The organism is Arthrobacter sp. AOP36-A1-22 (assembly GCF_052377615.1).
GTDB lineage: Bacteria > Actinomycetota > Actinomycetes > Actinomycetales > Micrococcaceae > Arthrobacter_H.
The window spans coordinates 130,677-144,443 of record NZ_JBQSWX010000001.1 but is presented as its reverse complement, the minus strand read 5'-3'; the positions used below and the strand labels follow the sequence as shown (position 1 = coordinate 144,443).

Genomic DNA, 13,767 nt, shown 5'->3' with positions numbered 1-13,767 from the left:
GCACCGCATGATCGATCTGCAGATCTCCGACGGCATCGCCGAAGTCGTGCTCAACGCACCCGGGAAGATGAACTCCCTCAACGAGGACGCCCTACGCGAACTCTCCGAGGTCTACGGGCGTGCCGCCCGGGCCGCGGACTCCGGAGAGGTCAGGGCCCTGCTGCTGCGCGGTGAAGGACGCGGATTCTGCGCCGGACGCGATATCTCCGACGTCGACCCGGCGGAGGACGACGTCCAGGGCTACCTGGGCGGTCTGGTGCAGCCGTTGCTGCGCCGGATGTCCGAGTTCCCGGCCCCGACCTTCGCCTCGGTGCAGGGCGCCTGCCTCGGCGTCGGGCTGGGCCTGGCCATCGCCACCGACGTCGTCTACGTGGCGGAGAACGCCAAGATCGGTTCGCCCTTCGCCAATCTCGGGGCCACGCTGGATTCGGGCGGCCACTGGCTGTTCACCGAACGGCTCGGTGCCCACCGGACGCTGGACATGATCTACACGGCCGAGCTGATCTCGGGGGTGGAAGCGGTGCGCTCGGGGCTGTTCAGCCGGTCCATGCCCGCCGATGACCTGCTGGAGACCACGCGGGGAATCGTGGGCAAGGTCGCCCAGGGGGCCACCCGGGCCTTCGTGGCCTCCAAGGCGCTGGTGGCCGAGGTGCGCGACCAGCGGCTCGGGCTCTGGGAGTCCATGGCCCACGAGAACCGGGCCCAGGACGGACTCTGCGCCACCGCCGACTACGCCGAGGGTTTTAAGGCCTTCCAGGAGAAGCGCAAGCCCGACTTCAAGGGCTGAGCCGGTCCGGGCGGCATCCGCCCGGTCCGTGCCCGTTAGCGGGTGTCGACGTCCTCGAAGACCAGGAACGTCTGGGTGTCCAGCACCCCGGGCATCGACTGGATGTTATCGAACACCACGCGGCGCAGATCCACGTTGTCCTTCGCCCGGACCAGCAGGATCACGTCGAAGTTCCCGCCCACCAGTCCGATGTGGTGGACCTCCGGCAGGGCCGCGAGCCGTTCACGCAGCTCACGCCACGAGTGTTGGCGCAACTTCAAGGTGACATAGGCCGAGGAGCGCAGTCCCGCCCGCACCGGGTCCACGACGGCCATGTACCGGGTGATGACCCCTTCGTCCTGCAACCGGTTGATGCGCGAGTAGGCGTGGGCGCGTGAGACGTGGACGTTCTGGGCCACGGTGGTCACCGACTGCCGGCCATCACGGGTCAGCTCGGCAATGATGCGGTGATCGACGTCGTCGAGTTTCACGGGGATCGAGTCCATGGTCTCCTCCGGAACGGATGTCTACGAAAGACGATGTAACGTCACTCACGGTGACGTTCTGTCTTCAAGAATAGAGTATTTATTCCCTATTTTCTAGGCATTTGTCCTTAACTGGATACGATCCGCTCCCGCTTCGCATACTTGAGTCACGAAGTGCTTTCGACGCTGCCGTGCTGATGCGGCCCGTCGGGCGCCGGGATTCTACGAAGGAGTACATCATGAGCGCCGTGCCAGGTGAGTCGCAAGCCGCCGAAGCCGCCGACCTCGACAGCGTCTGCCGCCACTTCGGCATTTCCGTGGAGGACTACCTGCTGCCCTCGCGCGGCCAGATCCAGATCGTCGACGAGGGCGGTTCGTTGCGCCCCGCCGAGGACCAGGGGACCGAGCCGGGCCATGAATACCCGCTTCCCGACGACGAGACGCTGCTGAAGGCCTACGAGCAGCTGGTGATCGGCCGCCGGGCCAACGACCAGAACTCGGCACTGGTCCGCCAGGGCCGCATGGCCGTCTACCCCTCCAGCCATGGCCAGGAGGCCTGCCAGGTGGCAGCGGCCCTCTGCCTGGGCCAGAACGACTGGATGTTCCCCACCTACCGGGACTCCGTGGCCGTGATGGCCAAGGGAGTGGACCCGGTGGAGACGATGGTGCTCTTCCGCGGAGACTGGCACGGCGGCTACGACCCCCGCCAGTACAAGGTCGGCATCCAATCCACCCCGCTGACCACCCAGTTGCTGCACGGGGTCGGTGTCGCCCATGCCGCCAAGCTGCGTGGCGAGGACACCGTCGTGTTGGCGATGTGTGGCGATGGGGCGACCAGCGAAGGCGATTTCCACGAGGCCCTGAACTTCGCCGCGGTGTTCAACCTGCCGGTGATCTTCTTCGTGCAGAACAACCAGTACGCCATTTCCGTGCCGCTGTCCCAACAGTCGGTGGCCCCGTCGCTGGCCCATAAGGCCGTCGGCTACGGCATGGCCGGCGAACGCGTGGACGGCAACGACCTGGTCGCGCTCATGGCCGTGCTGGGACGCGCCGTGGAACTGGCCCGCACCGGCTCCGGCCCGCTCCTGGTGGAAGCCCATACCTACCGGATGCAGGCCCATACCAACGCCGATGACGCCACCCGGTACCGGGAGGACGAGGAAGTGACGGCCTGGCAGGCGAAGGACCCGTTGAACCGGATGACCACCTACCTGAAGAACAAGGGTCTGCTCGACGATGCGGTCACCGAACGCATTGCCGCCCACGCCGAAGACACGGCGCAGGCCCTGCGTGATGGACTGAACCAGGACCCGGAGATCGATCCGCTGGAACTGTTCGATCACGTCTACGCCACCCAGACCCCGCAGCTGGCCGAACAGCGCGCACTGCTCGCGGACGAACTCTCCCGGGAAGGGGACGCCAAGTGAGCCCGCACATCACCACTTCATCCGAGGCCAACGGCAACGTCAGCGCCGCCACGGCCCGAGCCACCGAACGCGCCGCAGAACGGGCCGAGGCCGCAGGCCCGCGGCCGGTCACCTTCGCCAAGGCCCTGAACACGGCCCTGGCCGACGCCATGGAAGCCGACGCCGGCGTCGTGCTCTTCGGCGAGGACATTGGCACCTTGGGTGGGGTCTTCCGCATCACCGACGGGCTGACGGCACGCTTCGGAGTCGAACGCTGCTTCGACACCCCGCTGGCCGAATCCGGCATCGCCGGCATGGCTATCGGCATGGCCATGAACGGGATGCGCCCGGTCATCGAGATGCAGTTCGACGCCTTCGCCTACCCGGCCTTCGAACAGATCGCCTCGCATCTGGCCAAGATGCGCAACCGCACCCGCGGTGCCGTGGACATGCCCGTGGTCGTGCGCATCCCCTACGCCGGGGGCATCGGCGGTGTCGAACACCACTGCGACTCCTCCGAGGCCTACTACGCGCATACCCCCGGGTTGAAGGTCATGACCCCCTCAACGGTGTCCGACGCCTACCGGATGATGCGCGAGGCCATTGCCTCGAACGACCCCGTGGTGTTCCTGGAGCCGAAGAAGCTCTACTTCTCCAAGGACACGGTGGACCTGGACGCCCTGCGCACCGAATACGAGGCCGCGGCCGCCGCCGGCGAACACCCCACCGAGGGCCATGCCGCCGTGGCCCGTGCCGGCACCGACGCGACGTTGATCGCCTACGGTCCGTCGGTTTCCACGGCACTGGCCGCCGCTGCGGCCGCGGCCGAGGAGGGGCGTTCGCTGGAGGTCATCGACGTCCGGAGCATCGTGCCCTTCGACGATGAGGCCGTCTGCGCTTCCGTACGCAAGACCGGCCGCGCCGTCGTCATCTCCGAAGCCCCGGGGTTCGCCTCCGTCGCCTCGGAGATCACGGCCCGGGTGCAGGAACGCTGCTTCCACTCCCTGGCCGCCCCGGTATTGCGGGTGACCGGATTCGACATCCCGTTCCCGGCACCGAAGCTGGAAGGCTTCTTCCTGCCTGGCGTGGACCGCATCCTGGACACCGTCGACTCGCTGCAGTGGGAGGACTAGACATGAGCATCAAGATATTCCTGCTGCCCGATCTGGGCGAAGGGCTGACCGAAGCGGATCTGGTGAACTGGCTCGTGGCCGAAGGCGACACGATCGTCGTGGACCAGCCGATCGCCGAAGTCGAGACCGCCAAATCCCTGGTCGAGGTGCCCAGCCCGTTCGCCGGCACCGTGCACCAGCTCCATGGTGCCGCTGGAGACACCATGGATGTGGGCAAGGCACTGCTCTCCGTGGACGACGGCGAGGGTGCCGACGGCGGTGACGCGGCACCGGAAGCCCCGGTCGCCACCGAGGCGGCCCCCGTGGAAACGGCCCAGTCCTACCGGGAGGAGGAGCGGGCCGGAACCGGCGAGGGCTCCGGCAACGTGCTGGTCGGCTACGGCACCCCCGGCGGGGCCGGTGCGACCCGGCGGACCCGCCGCCCGCGCTCCTCGACGCCCTCCGCGGCGAAGGCGCCATCCGCCACCGCGGCCCCGGCAGCGGCTCTGACGCAGGCCCGCACCGCGGCACCGACCGTGATCTCCCCGCTGGTGCGCAAACTGGCCCGGGACCACGGGATCGACATCGCCACGCTGACCGGCTCGGGCCGCAGCGGGCTGATCATGCGTGCCGACGTCCAAGGGGCCATCGACGCCTCGTCGGACGGGGCGCCGGCAGTGTCGGCAGCCTCCCCGGCTGCGGCTGCAGCTTCGGTCGATGGCATGGTCGGAGCCGACTCCCGTTCGGGGCTGGGCATTAGCTCACGGACACCGTTGAAGGGCGTCCGCAAGACCATTGCCCAAGCCATGAGCACCTCGCGCCGTGAAATCCCCGAGGCCACGGTATGGGTCGATGTCGATGCCACCGAACTGGTGCGGATGCGGGCGAAGCTCAAGGCGGCGGATCCGCAGAACACCCCCGGGCTGCTCGCGTTCATCGCCCGCTTCACCGTCGCCGGTCTGGAGCGGTACCCGGAACTGAACACCCGGATCCAGGACGCCTCCGATGGCGGACAGGAGATCATCGGCTTCGAGGGGATCAACCTGGGCATCGCCGCCCAGACGGATCGCGGCCTGATGGTGCCCAGCATCGCCCGGGCCCAGGACCTCAGCGCCCGACAGATCGACACCGAGGTCCGCCGTCTGGCGGGGGTCGCCCGCGAGGGCAAATGCACGCCCGCCGAGCTCACCCGTGGCACGTTCACGCTGAACAACTACGGCGTCTTCGGGGTGGACGGGTCCGCGGCGATCATCAACCACCCCGAGGTCGCGATCCTCGGCGTCGGGCGCATCATCGACCGCCCATGGGTCGTGGACGGGGAACTGGCCGTTCGCAAGGTCACGGAGCTGACCCTGACCTTCGACCACCGGGTCTGCGACGGCGGTACCGCAGGAGGGTTCCTGCGTTATATCGCCGACGCCATCGAGAATCCCGGCTCGGTGCTCGCGGACCTGTAGGCCGGGCCGGCCCGGCGGGACCATGCAGCCGGCGATGAAGGTCCCGAGGGAATCGGCGGAAGCCCTGGAGGCGGAAGGTTTCAGGCCGGTGCCAGCCGGGAGTTCCGCCACCAGTCCACGGTCGCCGCTGCGGCCGCCGGCAGGGCGGTGGGCTCGAGCCCGAGGGCTTCCTGGCTGGCGCGGGAATCCATGATGAACGGGCGATCGAATTGGTAGGCCATCTCCGCCATTTCCCCGAGGCCGGAGGCGGCGACGCCCAGCAGGCGCACCAGCCATCCAGGAAGTCCCGAAACCGGGGGTGGTTCCACCCCGCCCGCCCGGGCATACGCCGCCGCCAGGGCCCGTTGCGTCGTGGCGGTCGCGGTGGGGGCGTGGAGGATCCGGTTCCACAGCTCGGGCCGTTCGCTGGCCCGGATCATCGCCGCGGCAAGGTCCGGGACGAAGGTGAAGGAGTGGAGCTGTCCCGGGTGACCGAACGCGAAGAGCCGTTGGCCCGAGAACACGGCCTCCAGCATGCGCGCTCCGGCATGGGCGTTCTCCACCAGGGGGCCGAAGAAATCCGAAGCGACCACGCTGACCGTCGCGGTCGTCGAGGCCTCGCGCGCGGCCAAGAGCCCGGTCCTGATCCCGCGTTTGCCTCCCGTCGCCTGGCGGGGGGAGTCTTCGGTCATGACGACCCCCGGCTCGGAGTAGGAATACAGGCCCTCGGGGAAGATGACCGGAATCCCCTGGGCGCCGGCGACCTCCAGGGCCACCTGATCCGCCTGCGGCAGGACCTTGCGCCAGGCGTCGGCCCGGTAGGCGGCGTGGACGCAGTGGAAGATCGCGGAGGCACCCGCGGCGGCCTCGGCCAGTTGGGAGGCATCAGTCGCGTCGACGCGGACCCTGCGGATCAACCGATGGGCCGGCCCGCCACCTGAACGGGTGGCCATCACCACGGTGTGGCCGGCATCGGCCAGTTGGAGGGCAACGGTGGATCCGACGGGGCCGGATCCGGTGACCAGGAAATGCTGGGACATGACACGCTCTTTCGTTGGACGGAAATGAGAGCAGTGCTCTCTAACGCAAGGCTACAGCCGGGAAACAGAGTGGTCAAGAGCAGTGCTCTCTTAAGTTGACAGTGCTCCCGGAGGTGTCGTTTGATGAGGGCATGACCAGGACGTTGACGCCGCGTGAACAAGCCAGGGAACGGACCATGGCCGAGATCATGCGCATCGCCCGGGACCAATTGGTCGCCGAGGGGCCCGCCGCGCTGTCGCTACGGGCCGTGGCCCGGCAGCTGGGCATCGTCTCCTCGGCCATCTACCGCTATGTTTCCAGCCGGGACGAACTGCTGACCCTGCTGATCGTCGAGGCGTATTCGGATCTCGGTGGGCAGGTCGAAAAGGCAGTGGCCGCGGCCCCGGCGCACCCGCTGGAACGATTCACGGCGCTGGCCCGGGCCGTTCGCAGCTGGGCACTGGACGATGCCGCCCGCTACGCCTTGCTGTTCGGAACCCCGGTCCCGGGGTACGCGGCCCCGGCAGCGCTGACGAACGACGCGGGGACCCGGGTGGTGGTCGCCCTCTTCACGATTCTTGACCAGGCGTGGGCCAACGGGATGATCACGACGGCGGTCAGTGGTTCCGCCGGGGACCAGGAGCCCGCCATCCCGGAGCGGTTGGGCCGGGACCTCGAGGCGATCAGGCAGGACTACGGAATCTCCATGCCCGCGGAACTCGTAGCCCGGGGATTCAGCTGTTGGTCGGGCCTATTCGGGGCAGTCACCTTCGAAGTATTTGGTCACTATGGGCCCGCGACCTTCGGTGACCCCGGGGAGATCTTCGAACGAACCATCCGGCTCCTGGCGACACAGGTGGGGTTGGGCCCCCGATGCCAGCCGGGAGGGAAGGCCTAACGGCGGTAGAAGTCGTCGGAGAAGGTCTCCACCGCCTCGTCGTCCTCGGCGGGCGTGGCTGCGGCGTGGGGGACCTCGGGTCCCTCGTCCCCGGCGGCACCGTGTGGCACGGCCGGGGTTGCCCGTTCGTCGAGCCGCAGATGGTTCTCCAGCATGCGCACCACCACCGAGGCGGCAATGAACGCGACGCCCAGCGGGATGACCGCGGTGCTGAAGATCGTGCTCAGCGCCCTCAAGGCGTTGGCGGTGACCATATCTTCCGGGTCCACCGTGTCGAAGAGGTACTGCATGAGGTTCATCGAAAACAGCTGCAGCGCCACACCGATGATGAAGATCACGACCCCGTAGATCATGAGCTTGATCGAAATGCGTTTCATCGCTGCTTCCCCCGGTCCTTTGGGTGGTTCCGGCGGTTCCTCGCCGGCGCCTTGGTCCCCTCGAGCCTACCTACCAGGACCGGCCCCCACGGCCCCGGGGGGGCCGGGGGAATAGAGTCGGAGCATCGACAGCGACTTCGGAGAACCGCGGCCCACCCACGGTTGCCGGGACAAGGACGGATCATGAGTGCCAAGGCGACGGCCGCTCCCTGGCAGCGGGCAGGGGGACGCACCCACGTCCTGCGCCTGGAGGGGTTCGCCGTCAATGCCGGGCTGGTGATCGGTGATCGGCGGGCAGCTGTCATCGATTCGGGGGCCGGGCCGGCCGAAGCGGCCGAACTACATGCCGCAGTCCGCACGCTGACCGACCTGCCGCTGGTGCTGATCAATACCCACGCCCACGGGGACCACTTCTTCGGCAATGCCTACTTCCGTGCCCAAGGGGTCGCCGATATCTGGGCCCACGACCGGGCCGCCACGACGATCGCCCTGCGCGGCGCCGAACAGCGCGACCTGGTGTTGGAGGTGGATCCGGACATGGCGGCACCTCGGGGTCCACACACCCGGATCCTCCCCCCGAACCGGACCGTGGGGGCCGACGGGGTGGACCTGGATCTCGGCGGGTGGTCCATCAGGCTCTTCCACCTGGGCCCCGCCCACACCGACGGGGATCTACTCATCGCTTCCGGCCGGGTGCTCTTTGCCGGGGACCTCGTCGAAGAGGGGGCCGCCCCCCAATTCGAGGACTCCTTCCCCGGCGCCTGGGACGAGGCGCTCGGACGGATCCTGGCCCTGGGCCCGAGGCACCCGGTGGTGGTGCCGGGGCACGGGAAGATCGTGGACCTGGGGTTCGTCCGGGCCCAACGTGAGGAGCTTCAAACAGCCATAGAGCGGTGCCGTGCCGTGCTCGAGCACCCCTCCACCGACCCCGCCGGGGTCGTCCCGTCCCTGCCCTACGACCCGGTCCAGTCCCGGCACCTGTTCCTGCGGGTGAGGGACACCGCCGGGACGGAACAGGAGTAGGGACATCACCTCGACTTCGCAGCCCGGCGGTGGACCCCCGCTGCGCACGCTGATCTTCCGCATCTACGCCCCGTCACTGCTTTATGCCGTGGGCCGGGGCAGCATCCTGCCCGTCATCGCCTTGAGCGCCCGTGGGCACGGCTCCACGGTCGCCGAAGCAGCATTGGTCATCACGCTCATGGGGGTCGGCTCCCTGATCACCAACATCCCGGCGTCCCTGCTGATCGCCCGCCTCGGCGAGCGCACCGCCATGATCGGTGCCGCGCTGTGGGCCAGCGTCGGCATGGCCGTCTGCCTGGGGGCGGGCCACCTGGCCCCCTATGCTGCCGGGGTGCTGATGATCGGCATGGCCGGTTCCGTCTTCAACCTCTCCCGGCAGAGCTACCTGACCGAAGCGGTGCCGGTCACCTACCGGGCCAGGGCCATGTCGGGGCTGGGCGGAACCCTGCGCGTGGGCCTGTTCGTCGGGCCCTTCGTCGGGGCAGCCACCATGCACTTCCTTGGTCTGCAGGGGGCCTACTGGGCCGGGCTGGTGGCCATGGTGGCCGCAGCCGGGGTCTGCATCGGCATCCCCGAACTCCAGGCCCCTGCCGGGTCGGGACGCCCGGAAAGGGGCGAAACCGGTGCCGCCCCGGTGCCGCGGACCGCGACGGTGACGTTGCGGGCGATCCTGGCCGCGCACTGGCGCACCTATGCCACGATCGGCAGTGCCATCGTGGTGATCTCCGCCGTGCGGGCCACCCGCCAGGCGGTCATCCCGCTCTGGGCCGAACACCTGGGCATGGACGCCTCCGCCACCTCGCTGGTCTACGGGCTCTCCGGGGCCGTGGACATGCTGGTGTTCTACCCGGCAGGAGTGGTGATGGACCGGCGTGGACGGACGTGGATCGCGGTACCGTGCATGGTGGTCATGGGTGTTTCCCTGGCCTTGATGCCCTTCACCACCGGGCCGGGGACCCTGCTGCTGGTGGCCATGTTGTTGGGCCTGGGCAACGGGATCGGCTCGGGTCTGGTGATGACCTTGGGCGCCGATCATTCCCCCTCGGTGGGCCGGCCGCAGTTCCTGGGCTTCTGGCGACTGATCTCGGATGTGGGGGTGTTGTCCGGGCCCGTCCTCCTTTCGGCGGTGACGGCGATGGCCAGCCTGGGGACCGGGGTCTTCGCCATCGCGGCCCTCTCCTTCGCCGGGGGAGGTCTCTTCGCCTGGTTCATCCCGCGCAAGGCACCACCGGGAAGCCTGGATGCCCGCAGGACGCGGGCCTCGTGAGGAGTCCGGCCCGGGTCAGGACAGGGGGGCCCGGCTCCGGGTCTGATGGGAAAAGACCCCACACAACAAGCCGAACAGGCAGCCCGCGGCACCGATGATGAGCAATGCCCCGGCGACGAGGAACCAGCCACGGGCCGTGGTCCCCGCCGTCGGGCCCACATGCGTGACGAACAGATACACCGCCGCGGCGCCGATGAACCCCAGGATCCCCGGGAACCACAGGAGCGTGGGCCAGATCCCGGAGGAGGACCAGGAGGAATCCGGGCCCTTCCATCGGTTCCACTCCGGCTGCCGACGCAGGATGATCAGGCCGGCCAGCAACCCCCAGAAACCGGCGACCAGATAGGCGGCGACCACGTCGGAGGGCCGATGCCAGCCCAGCGCAAACGTGGAGATCCCGGTCACCGCCGCATAGAGCCCGCCACAGGTCGCGATCAGGGGACGCCACCGGGGGGAGGTCACCAGGAAGACCGCGATCAGCGCGGAGGTGGCGACCGTGGTGTGCCCGGAAGGGAAGGAATTGCCGGTGGCCTCCGAGATGCCCAGGTTCGGGCGGACCAGCAGGAAGTGCTTGAGTATCTGGGTGCTGCCGATGGCGGCGCCGAAGGACAAGGCTGCCACGATGGGGGCATACAGGTCCCGCCGCAGGATTGCCGCAGCCAGCAGCGCCACCAGCGCCACGATGCCGGAGATCAACGGCAGCTGGTTCAAGAACGAGAGGGCCGCGGCCCGGGCCGTGTCGCTGTCAAGGAAGGCCGTCGCCCCGCGCAGGGCGTCTTCATCGGCCTGCTGTCCCGTGGCCGTGAGGACGAAGGCCCAATAGGCCACGCCGAACAGTCCGGCGACCAACAGCATCGCCAGGATCCACAACCCCGGATTGCGGGCTGCACGGTGGGGCGGTCCCCCCGGAACGGGTATTTCCCTGGTCTCGTTCATGTCGCTCCTAGCATCCCACGGGCCGGGCCGGTTCGAGCGGACCGCCGCCGATACGATGGTGTGATGGCTAATCCGGACAACGCACCATCCCCCTCCGAGGTTCCCACGCAGGCATCGAGGCAGATGAAGACCCCCTGGGCGCTGCCCCCCGTGGAGGAGATCCTGGCCTCGGCCCGTGTCGTGTCGTTGCCGTTGCGGGTGCGTTTCCGGGGAGTGACCCACCGTGAGGTCCTGCTCCTGGACGGTCCAGCAGGATGGGCGGAATTCTCCCCGTTCCTGGAATACGACGACGCGGAGGCTGCCCCCTGGTTGCGGTGCGCACTCGAGGCCGGCTGGCAGGGTTTCCCCGCGCCCGTGCGGACCAGCATCCCGGTCAACGCCACGGTCCCGGCGGTCCCGGCCGGAGGGGTTCAGGGGGTTCTCGCCTCATTCGACGCCGCCGACACCGTCAAGATCAAAGTCGCCGAACACGGTCAAACCCTGCGCGACGACGTGGCCCGCGTCGCCGAGGTCCGTCGCCTGCTGCCCGCCGCCGCCCTGCGGGTCGACGCCAATGCGGGGTGGACCCACGAACAAGCCCTGGAAGGCCTCGAGGCGCTCGCCGGGTTCGACCTGCAATACGCCGAACAGCCCGTCGCGGGAATCGACGGGCTGCGTCGGCTGCGTCTGGAGGTCCAGCGCCGGGGGCTGGGGGTGCGGATCGCCGCGGATGAGTCGGTGCGCAAGGAATCGGACCCGCTGGCGGTGGCCCGGGCGGAGGCCGCCGACCTGATCATCGTCAAGGCCCAACCCCTGGGCGGGGTCCGTGCCGCCCTGCGGGTCGTGGCCGACGCCGGGCTGCCCGCCGTCGTCTCCTCGGCCCTGGATTCCTCCGTCGGGATCCGTACCGGGGTGGCCCTGGCCGCGGCGTTGCCCGCGCTGCCATACGCCTGCGGACTCGGGACGGTATCGCTGTTTGCCGACGATGTCTGCCTCGACCGGTATGAAGCCCACGGCGGCTCGCTCCAGGTCCGCGACGTGGTGGCCGATCCGGATCTACTGCGCCGGCATGCTGCCTCCCCCGAGCGGCAGCATTGGTGGAGGGAACGCCTGCGGCGCTGTGCCGGGCTCCTGGCGGCCGGCCAGCCATAGGATGGGGGCATGACGTTCTCGGAAAGCCTCCTGACCTCCATGCAGGCGGCGCGGTTCGCCGTAGGGACCCTGATCGAGGACGGCGTCCGTGAAGTCGTCCTGTGTCCCGGCTCCCGCAGTGCCCCGCTGGCCTATGCGCTCGCCGAGGCCGAGACCCGGGGCCAGGTGCGCGTGCACATCCGCATCGACGAACGCGACGCCGGTTTCACCGCACTGGGGCTATCGTTGGCCACGAGCCGCCCGGTGGCCATCGTGACCACCTCCGGCACCGCGGTGGGGGAGCTGCTCCCCGCCGTGATGGAAGCCAACCACGCCGCCGTGCCGTTGGTGGTTGTTTCCGCCGACCGGCCGGAGGAGCTGCGCGGCACCGGGGCCAACCAGACCACCGACCAGGCCGGCCTGTTCGGGGTGCATGTCCGCTACTGCGTGGACATCCCGGCAGGCCAGGACCCGACGCCGGAGGTCAGGCGCGCCCTGCTGGCCGGGGAAGGGCTGCCGCTGGCAGGGTCCACCAGGGCCGGGGTGCATGCGGTGGACGTCAGCACCCCCACCCCGGCGTCCAGGGCACTGCGCCCCGCCGTCCAACTCGCGGCCCGTGGACCGATCCATATCAACCTCGCCTTCCGGGACCCGCTGGTCCCGGACACCGAAGGCAGCCGTGAGGACCCGACGGAGGCTCCCGGGAGCGGTGTGCCAGGCGAGCCGGATCCCGCCACGGTCGGGGACCTGTCTTCGGGCACGGTGCTGGACGAACTGCGCGAGGCGGAGCTGGAGAATCGACGCACGGTGGTCATCGCCGGACACGATGCAACGGCCATTGCCGAACGGTTTGCCAGGATGTTGGGCCTGCCGCTCCTGGCCGAGCCGAGTTCCAACGCCCGCTTCGGTCCCAATGCGATCGGCCCCTACCGGGTATTGATCCCGGAATTCGAGGCCAGGATCGACCGGGTCGTGGTCTTCGGCAGGCCGACGTTGAACCGTCAGGTGGGACGGCTGCTGGCCCATCGCGAGCTGCCACCGGCGCTCTACGTCCCCGAACCGGTGGCCTGGTTCGACGCCGGGCACCGCCGGGACCGGGTCATCACCGAACTGGGTGAACTGGCGGGATTCGCCGGCCGGGGCCCCGCGGGGTGGCTCGATGAGTGGAGAGCTGCCGCGCAACGGGCCACCGGAATCATCGACGAGGCGACGTCCGCGACGACACTGACCGGTGTGGAACTGGCCCGGACGGTCTGGAGCGCAGATACCGGCCCGCTGGTCCTGGGCTCCTCCAATGCGATCCGCGATGTCGATCTCGCCGGGACCCCCGGCCGTACCGGGCGGGCCGTCTATGCCAACCGCGGGCTGGCAGGAATCGACGGGACCCTGGCCACCGCCACGGGCATCGCCCTGGGCACCTCGCACGGCGTCGGGGAGCGCACCACGGTCCTGCTGGGGGACGTGACCTTCCTGCATGACGTCGGCGGCTTGTTCGTCGGCGCCGGGGAAACGGTCCCGGTCATGGACCTGGTGGTCCTCAACGATGGTGGTGGGGCGATCTTCTCCACGCTCGAACATGGTTCCCTGGCCGAACAACCGGAGTATGCAGGAACCGTGGAACGCTATTTCGCCACCCCGCATGGGGTGGATCTGCGCGCCCTGGCCGACGCCTACGGGGTGGACTACGTCCGGGTCGAGGACCGCCGCGCCCTGGAAACCGTCCTGGCCTCCGGTCCGATGGCCGACTCGGCGGTGCGCCGGCGCATCGTCGATGTGCGGATCGACCGTGTCGGAGTGCGCGGACTGCACCAGCGCATCATGGCCTCCGTCGCCCGTACCTGAGGCCGGCGGTGGGCGGGGCCCTTCAACCACAGCAAGAGCGTGGCTCCCACCGAAGCAGGGGCCACGCTCTTCGTCCTGGTGGTGTGTTC

Annotated in this window: 13 protein-coding genes; 9 read left to right on the top strand and 4 right to left on the bottom strand. The window is 69.1% G+C overall.

Features of this window, described 5'->3' with window-relative positions; genetic code table 11:
* Positions 1 to 7 precede the first annotated feature (7 nt).
* Complete coding sequence (locus ACT3S2_RS00745; RefSeq protein ID WP_443382480.1) at positions 8 to 787, top strand: enoyl-CoA hydratase/isomerase family protein; 780 nt, start codon at positions 8 to 10, stop codon at positions 785 to 787.
* 35 nt (positions 788 to 822) lie between these two features.
* Here the strand turns inward: ACT3S2_RS00745 and ACT3S2_RS00740 are convergent, their stop codons facing one another.
* Positions 823 to 1,272, bottom strand: coding sequence for an Lrp/AsnC family transcriptional regulator (locus ACT3S2_RS00740; RefSeq protein WP_087000797.1), 450 nt, complete (start codon positions 1,270 to 1,272; stop codon positions 823 to 825).
* A 218-nt stretch (positions 1,273 to 1,490) separates the two neighbouring features.
* Here ACT3S2_RS00740 and pdhA point away from each other — a divergent pair, with 218 nt between their 5' ends.
* Genes pdhA through ACT3S2_RS00725 form a run of 3 tightly spaced genes read left to right on the top strand, consistent with a single transcriptional unit; the run spans position 1,491 to position 5,226 of the window.
* Complete coding sequence (pdhA, locus tag ACT3S2_RS00735; protein ID WP_443382482.1) at positions 1,491 to 2,678, top strand: pyruvate dehydrogenase (acetyl-transferring) E1 component subunit alpha; 1,188 nt, start codon at positions 1,491 to 1,493, stop codon at positions 2,676 to 2,678.
* Entirely contained in the window at positions 2,675 to 3,790 is a 1,116-nt protein-coding gene (locus tag ACT3S2_RS00730; RefSeq protein WP_443382484.1) for an alpha-ketoacid dehydrogenase subunit beta, read from the top strand. Before pdhA ends, ACT3S2_RS00730 begins: the two co-directional genes overlap by 4 nt.
* A 2-nt stretch (positions 3,791 to 3,792) precedes the next feature.
* Positions 3,793 to 5,226 carry a dihydrolipoamide acetyltransferase family protein gene (locus tag ACT3S2_RS00725; RefSeq protein ID WP_443382487.1) on the top strand — a complete coding sequence of 478 codons (1,434 nt, stop codon included), beginning with the start codon at positions 3,793 to 3,795 and terminating at the stop codon, positions 5,224 to 5,226.
* An 80-nt stretch (positions 5,227 to 5,306) separates the two neighbouring features.
* Here ACT3S2_RS00725 and ACT3S2_RS00720 read toward each other — a convergent pair whose 3' ends face one another.
* A complete protein-coding gene (locus ACT3S2_RS00720) occupies positions 5,307 to 6,245 on the bottom strand; it encodes an NAD-dependent epimerase/dehydratase family protein (RefSeq protein WP_444561082.1) in 939 nt (312 codons plus the stop codon).
* Positions 6,246 to 6,376: 131 nt separating this feature from the next.
* Between ACT3S2_RS00720 and ACT3S2_RS00715 the strand changes: the two genes are divergently transcribed.
* Entirely contained in the window at positions 6,377 to 7,123 is a 747-nt protein-coding gene (locus ACT3S2_RS00715) for a TetR/AcrR family transcriptional regulator (RefSeq protein ID WP_443382491.1), read from the top strand.
* On the opposite strand, the gene ACT3S2_RS00710 is transcribed toward ACT3S2_RS00715, so the two are convergent.
* Positions 7,120 to 7,500, bottom strand: coding sequence for a hypothetical protein (locus tag ACT3S2_RS00710; protein WP_443382494.1), 381 nt, complete (start codon positions 7,498 to 7,500; stop codon positions 7,120 to 7,122). The two genes, ACT3S2_RS00715 and ACT3S2_RS00710, sit on opposite strands and share 4 nt — an antisense overlap.
* Positions 7,501 to 7,683: 183 nt before the next feature.
* On the opposite strand from ACT3S2_RS00710, the gene ACT3S2_RS00705 reads away from it, so the two are divergent.
* Both ACT3S2_RS00705 and ACT3S2_RS00700 read left to right on the top strand, forming a co-directional pair.
* Entirely contained in the window at positions 7,684 to 8,523 is an 840-nt protein-coding gene (locus ACT3S2_RS00705; protein ID WP_444561081.1) for an MBL fold metallo-hydrolase, read from the top strand.
* Between the two features lie 4 nt (positions 8,524 to 8,527).
* Positions 8,528 to 9,790: an MFS transporter gene (locus ACT3S2_RS00700; RefSeq protein WP_444561109.1), complete on the top strand. Its 1,263-nt coding sequence runs from the start codon at positions 8,528 to 8,530 to the stop codon at positions 9,788 to 9,790.
* 15 nt (positions 9,791 to 9,805) lie between these two features.
* Here ACT3S2_RS00700 and ACT3S2_RS00695 read toward each other — a convergent pair whose 3' ends face one another.
* Positions 9,806 to 10,726, bottom strand: coding sequence for a phosphatase PAP2 family protein (locus ACT3S2_RS00695; RefSeq protein ID WP_444561080.1), 921 nt, complete (start codon positions 10,724 to 10,726; stop codon positions 9,806 to 9,808).
* A gap of 123 nt (positions 10,727 to 10,849) precedes the next feature.
* Between ACT3S2_RS00695 and ACT3S2_RS00690 the strand changes: the two genes are divergently transcribed.
* Together ACT3S2_RS00690 and menD are read left to right on the top strand one after the other, a co-directional pair.
* Entirely contained in the window at positions 10,850 to 11,857 is a 1,008-nt protein-coding gene (locus ACT3S2_RS00690) for an o-succinylbenzoate synthase (protein ID WP_444561108.1), read from the top strand.
* 9 nt (positions 11,858 to 11,866) lie between these two features.
* Positions 11,867 to 13,678, top strand: a complete 1,812-nt coding sequence (gene menD, locus ACT3S2_RS00685; protein ID WP_443382501.1) for a 2-succinyl-5-enolpyruvyl-6-hydroxy-3-cyclohexene-1-carboxylic-acid synthase — start codon at positions 11,867 to 11,869, stop codon at positions 13,676 to 13,678.
* Positions 13,679 to 13,767 lie beyond the last annotated feature (89 nt).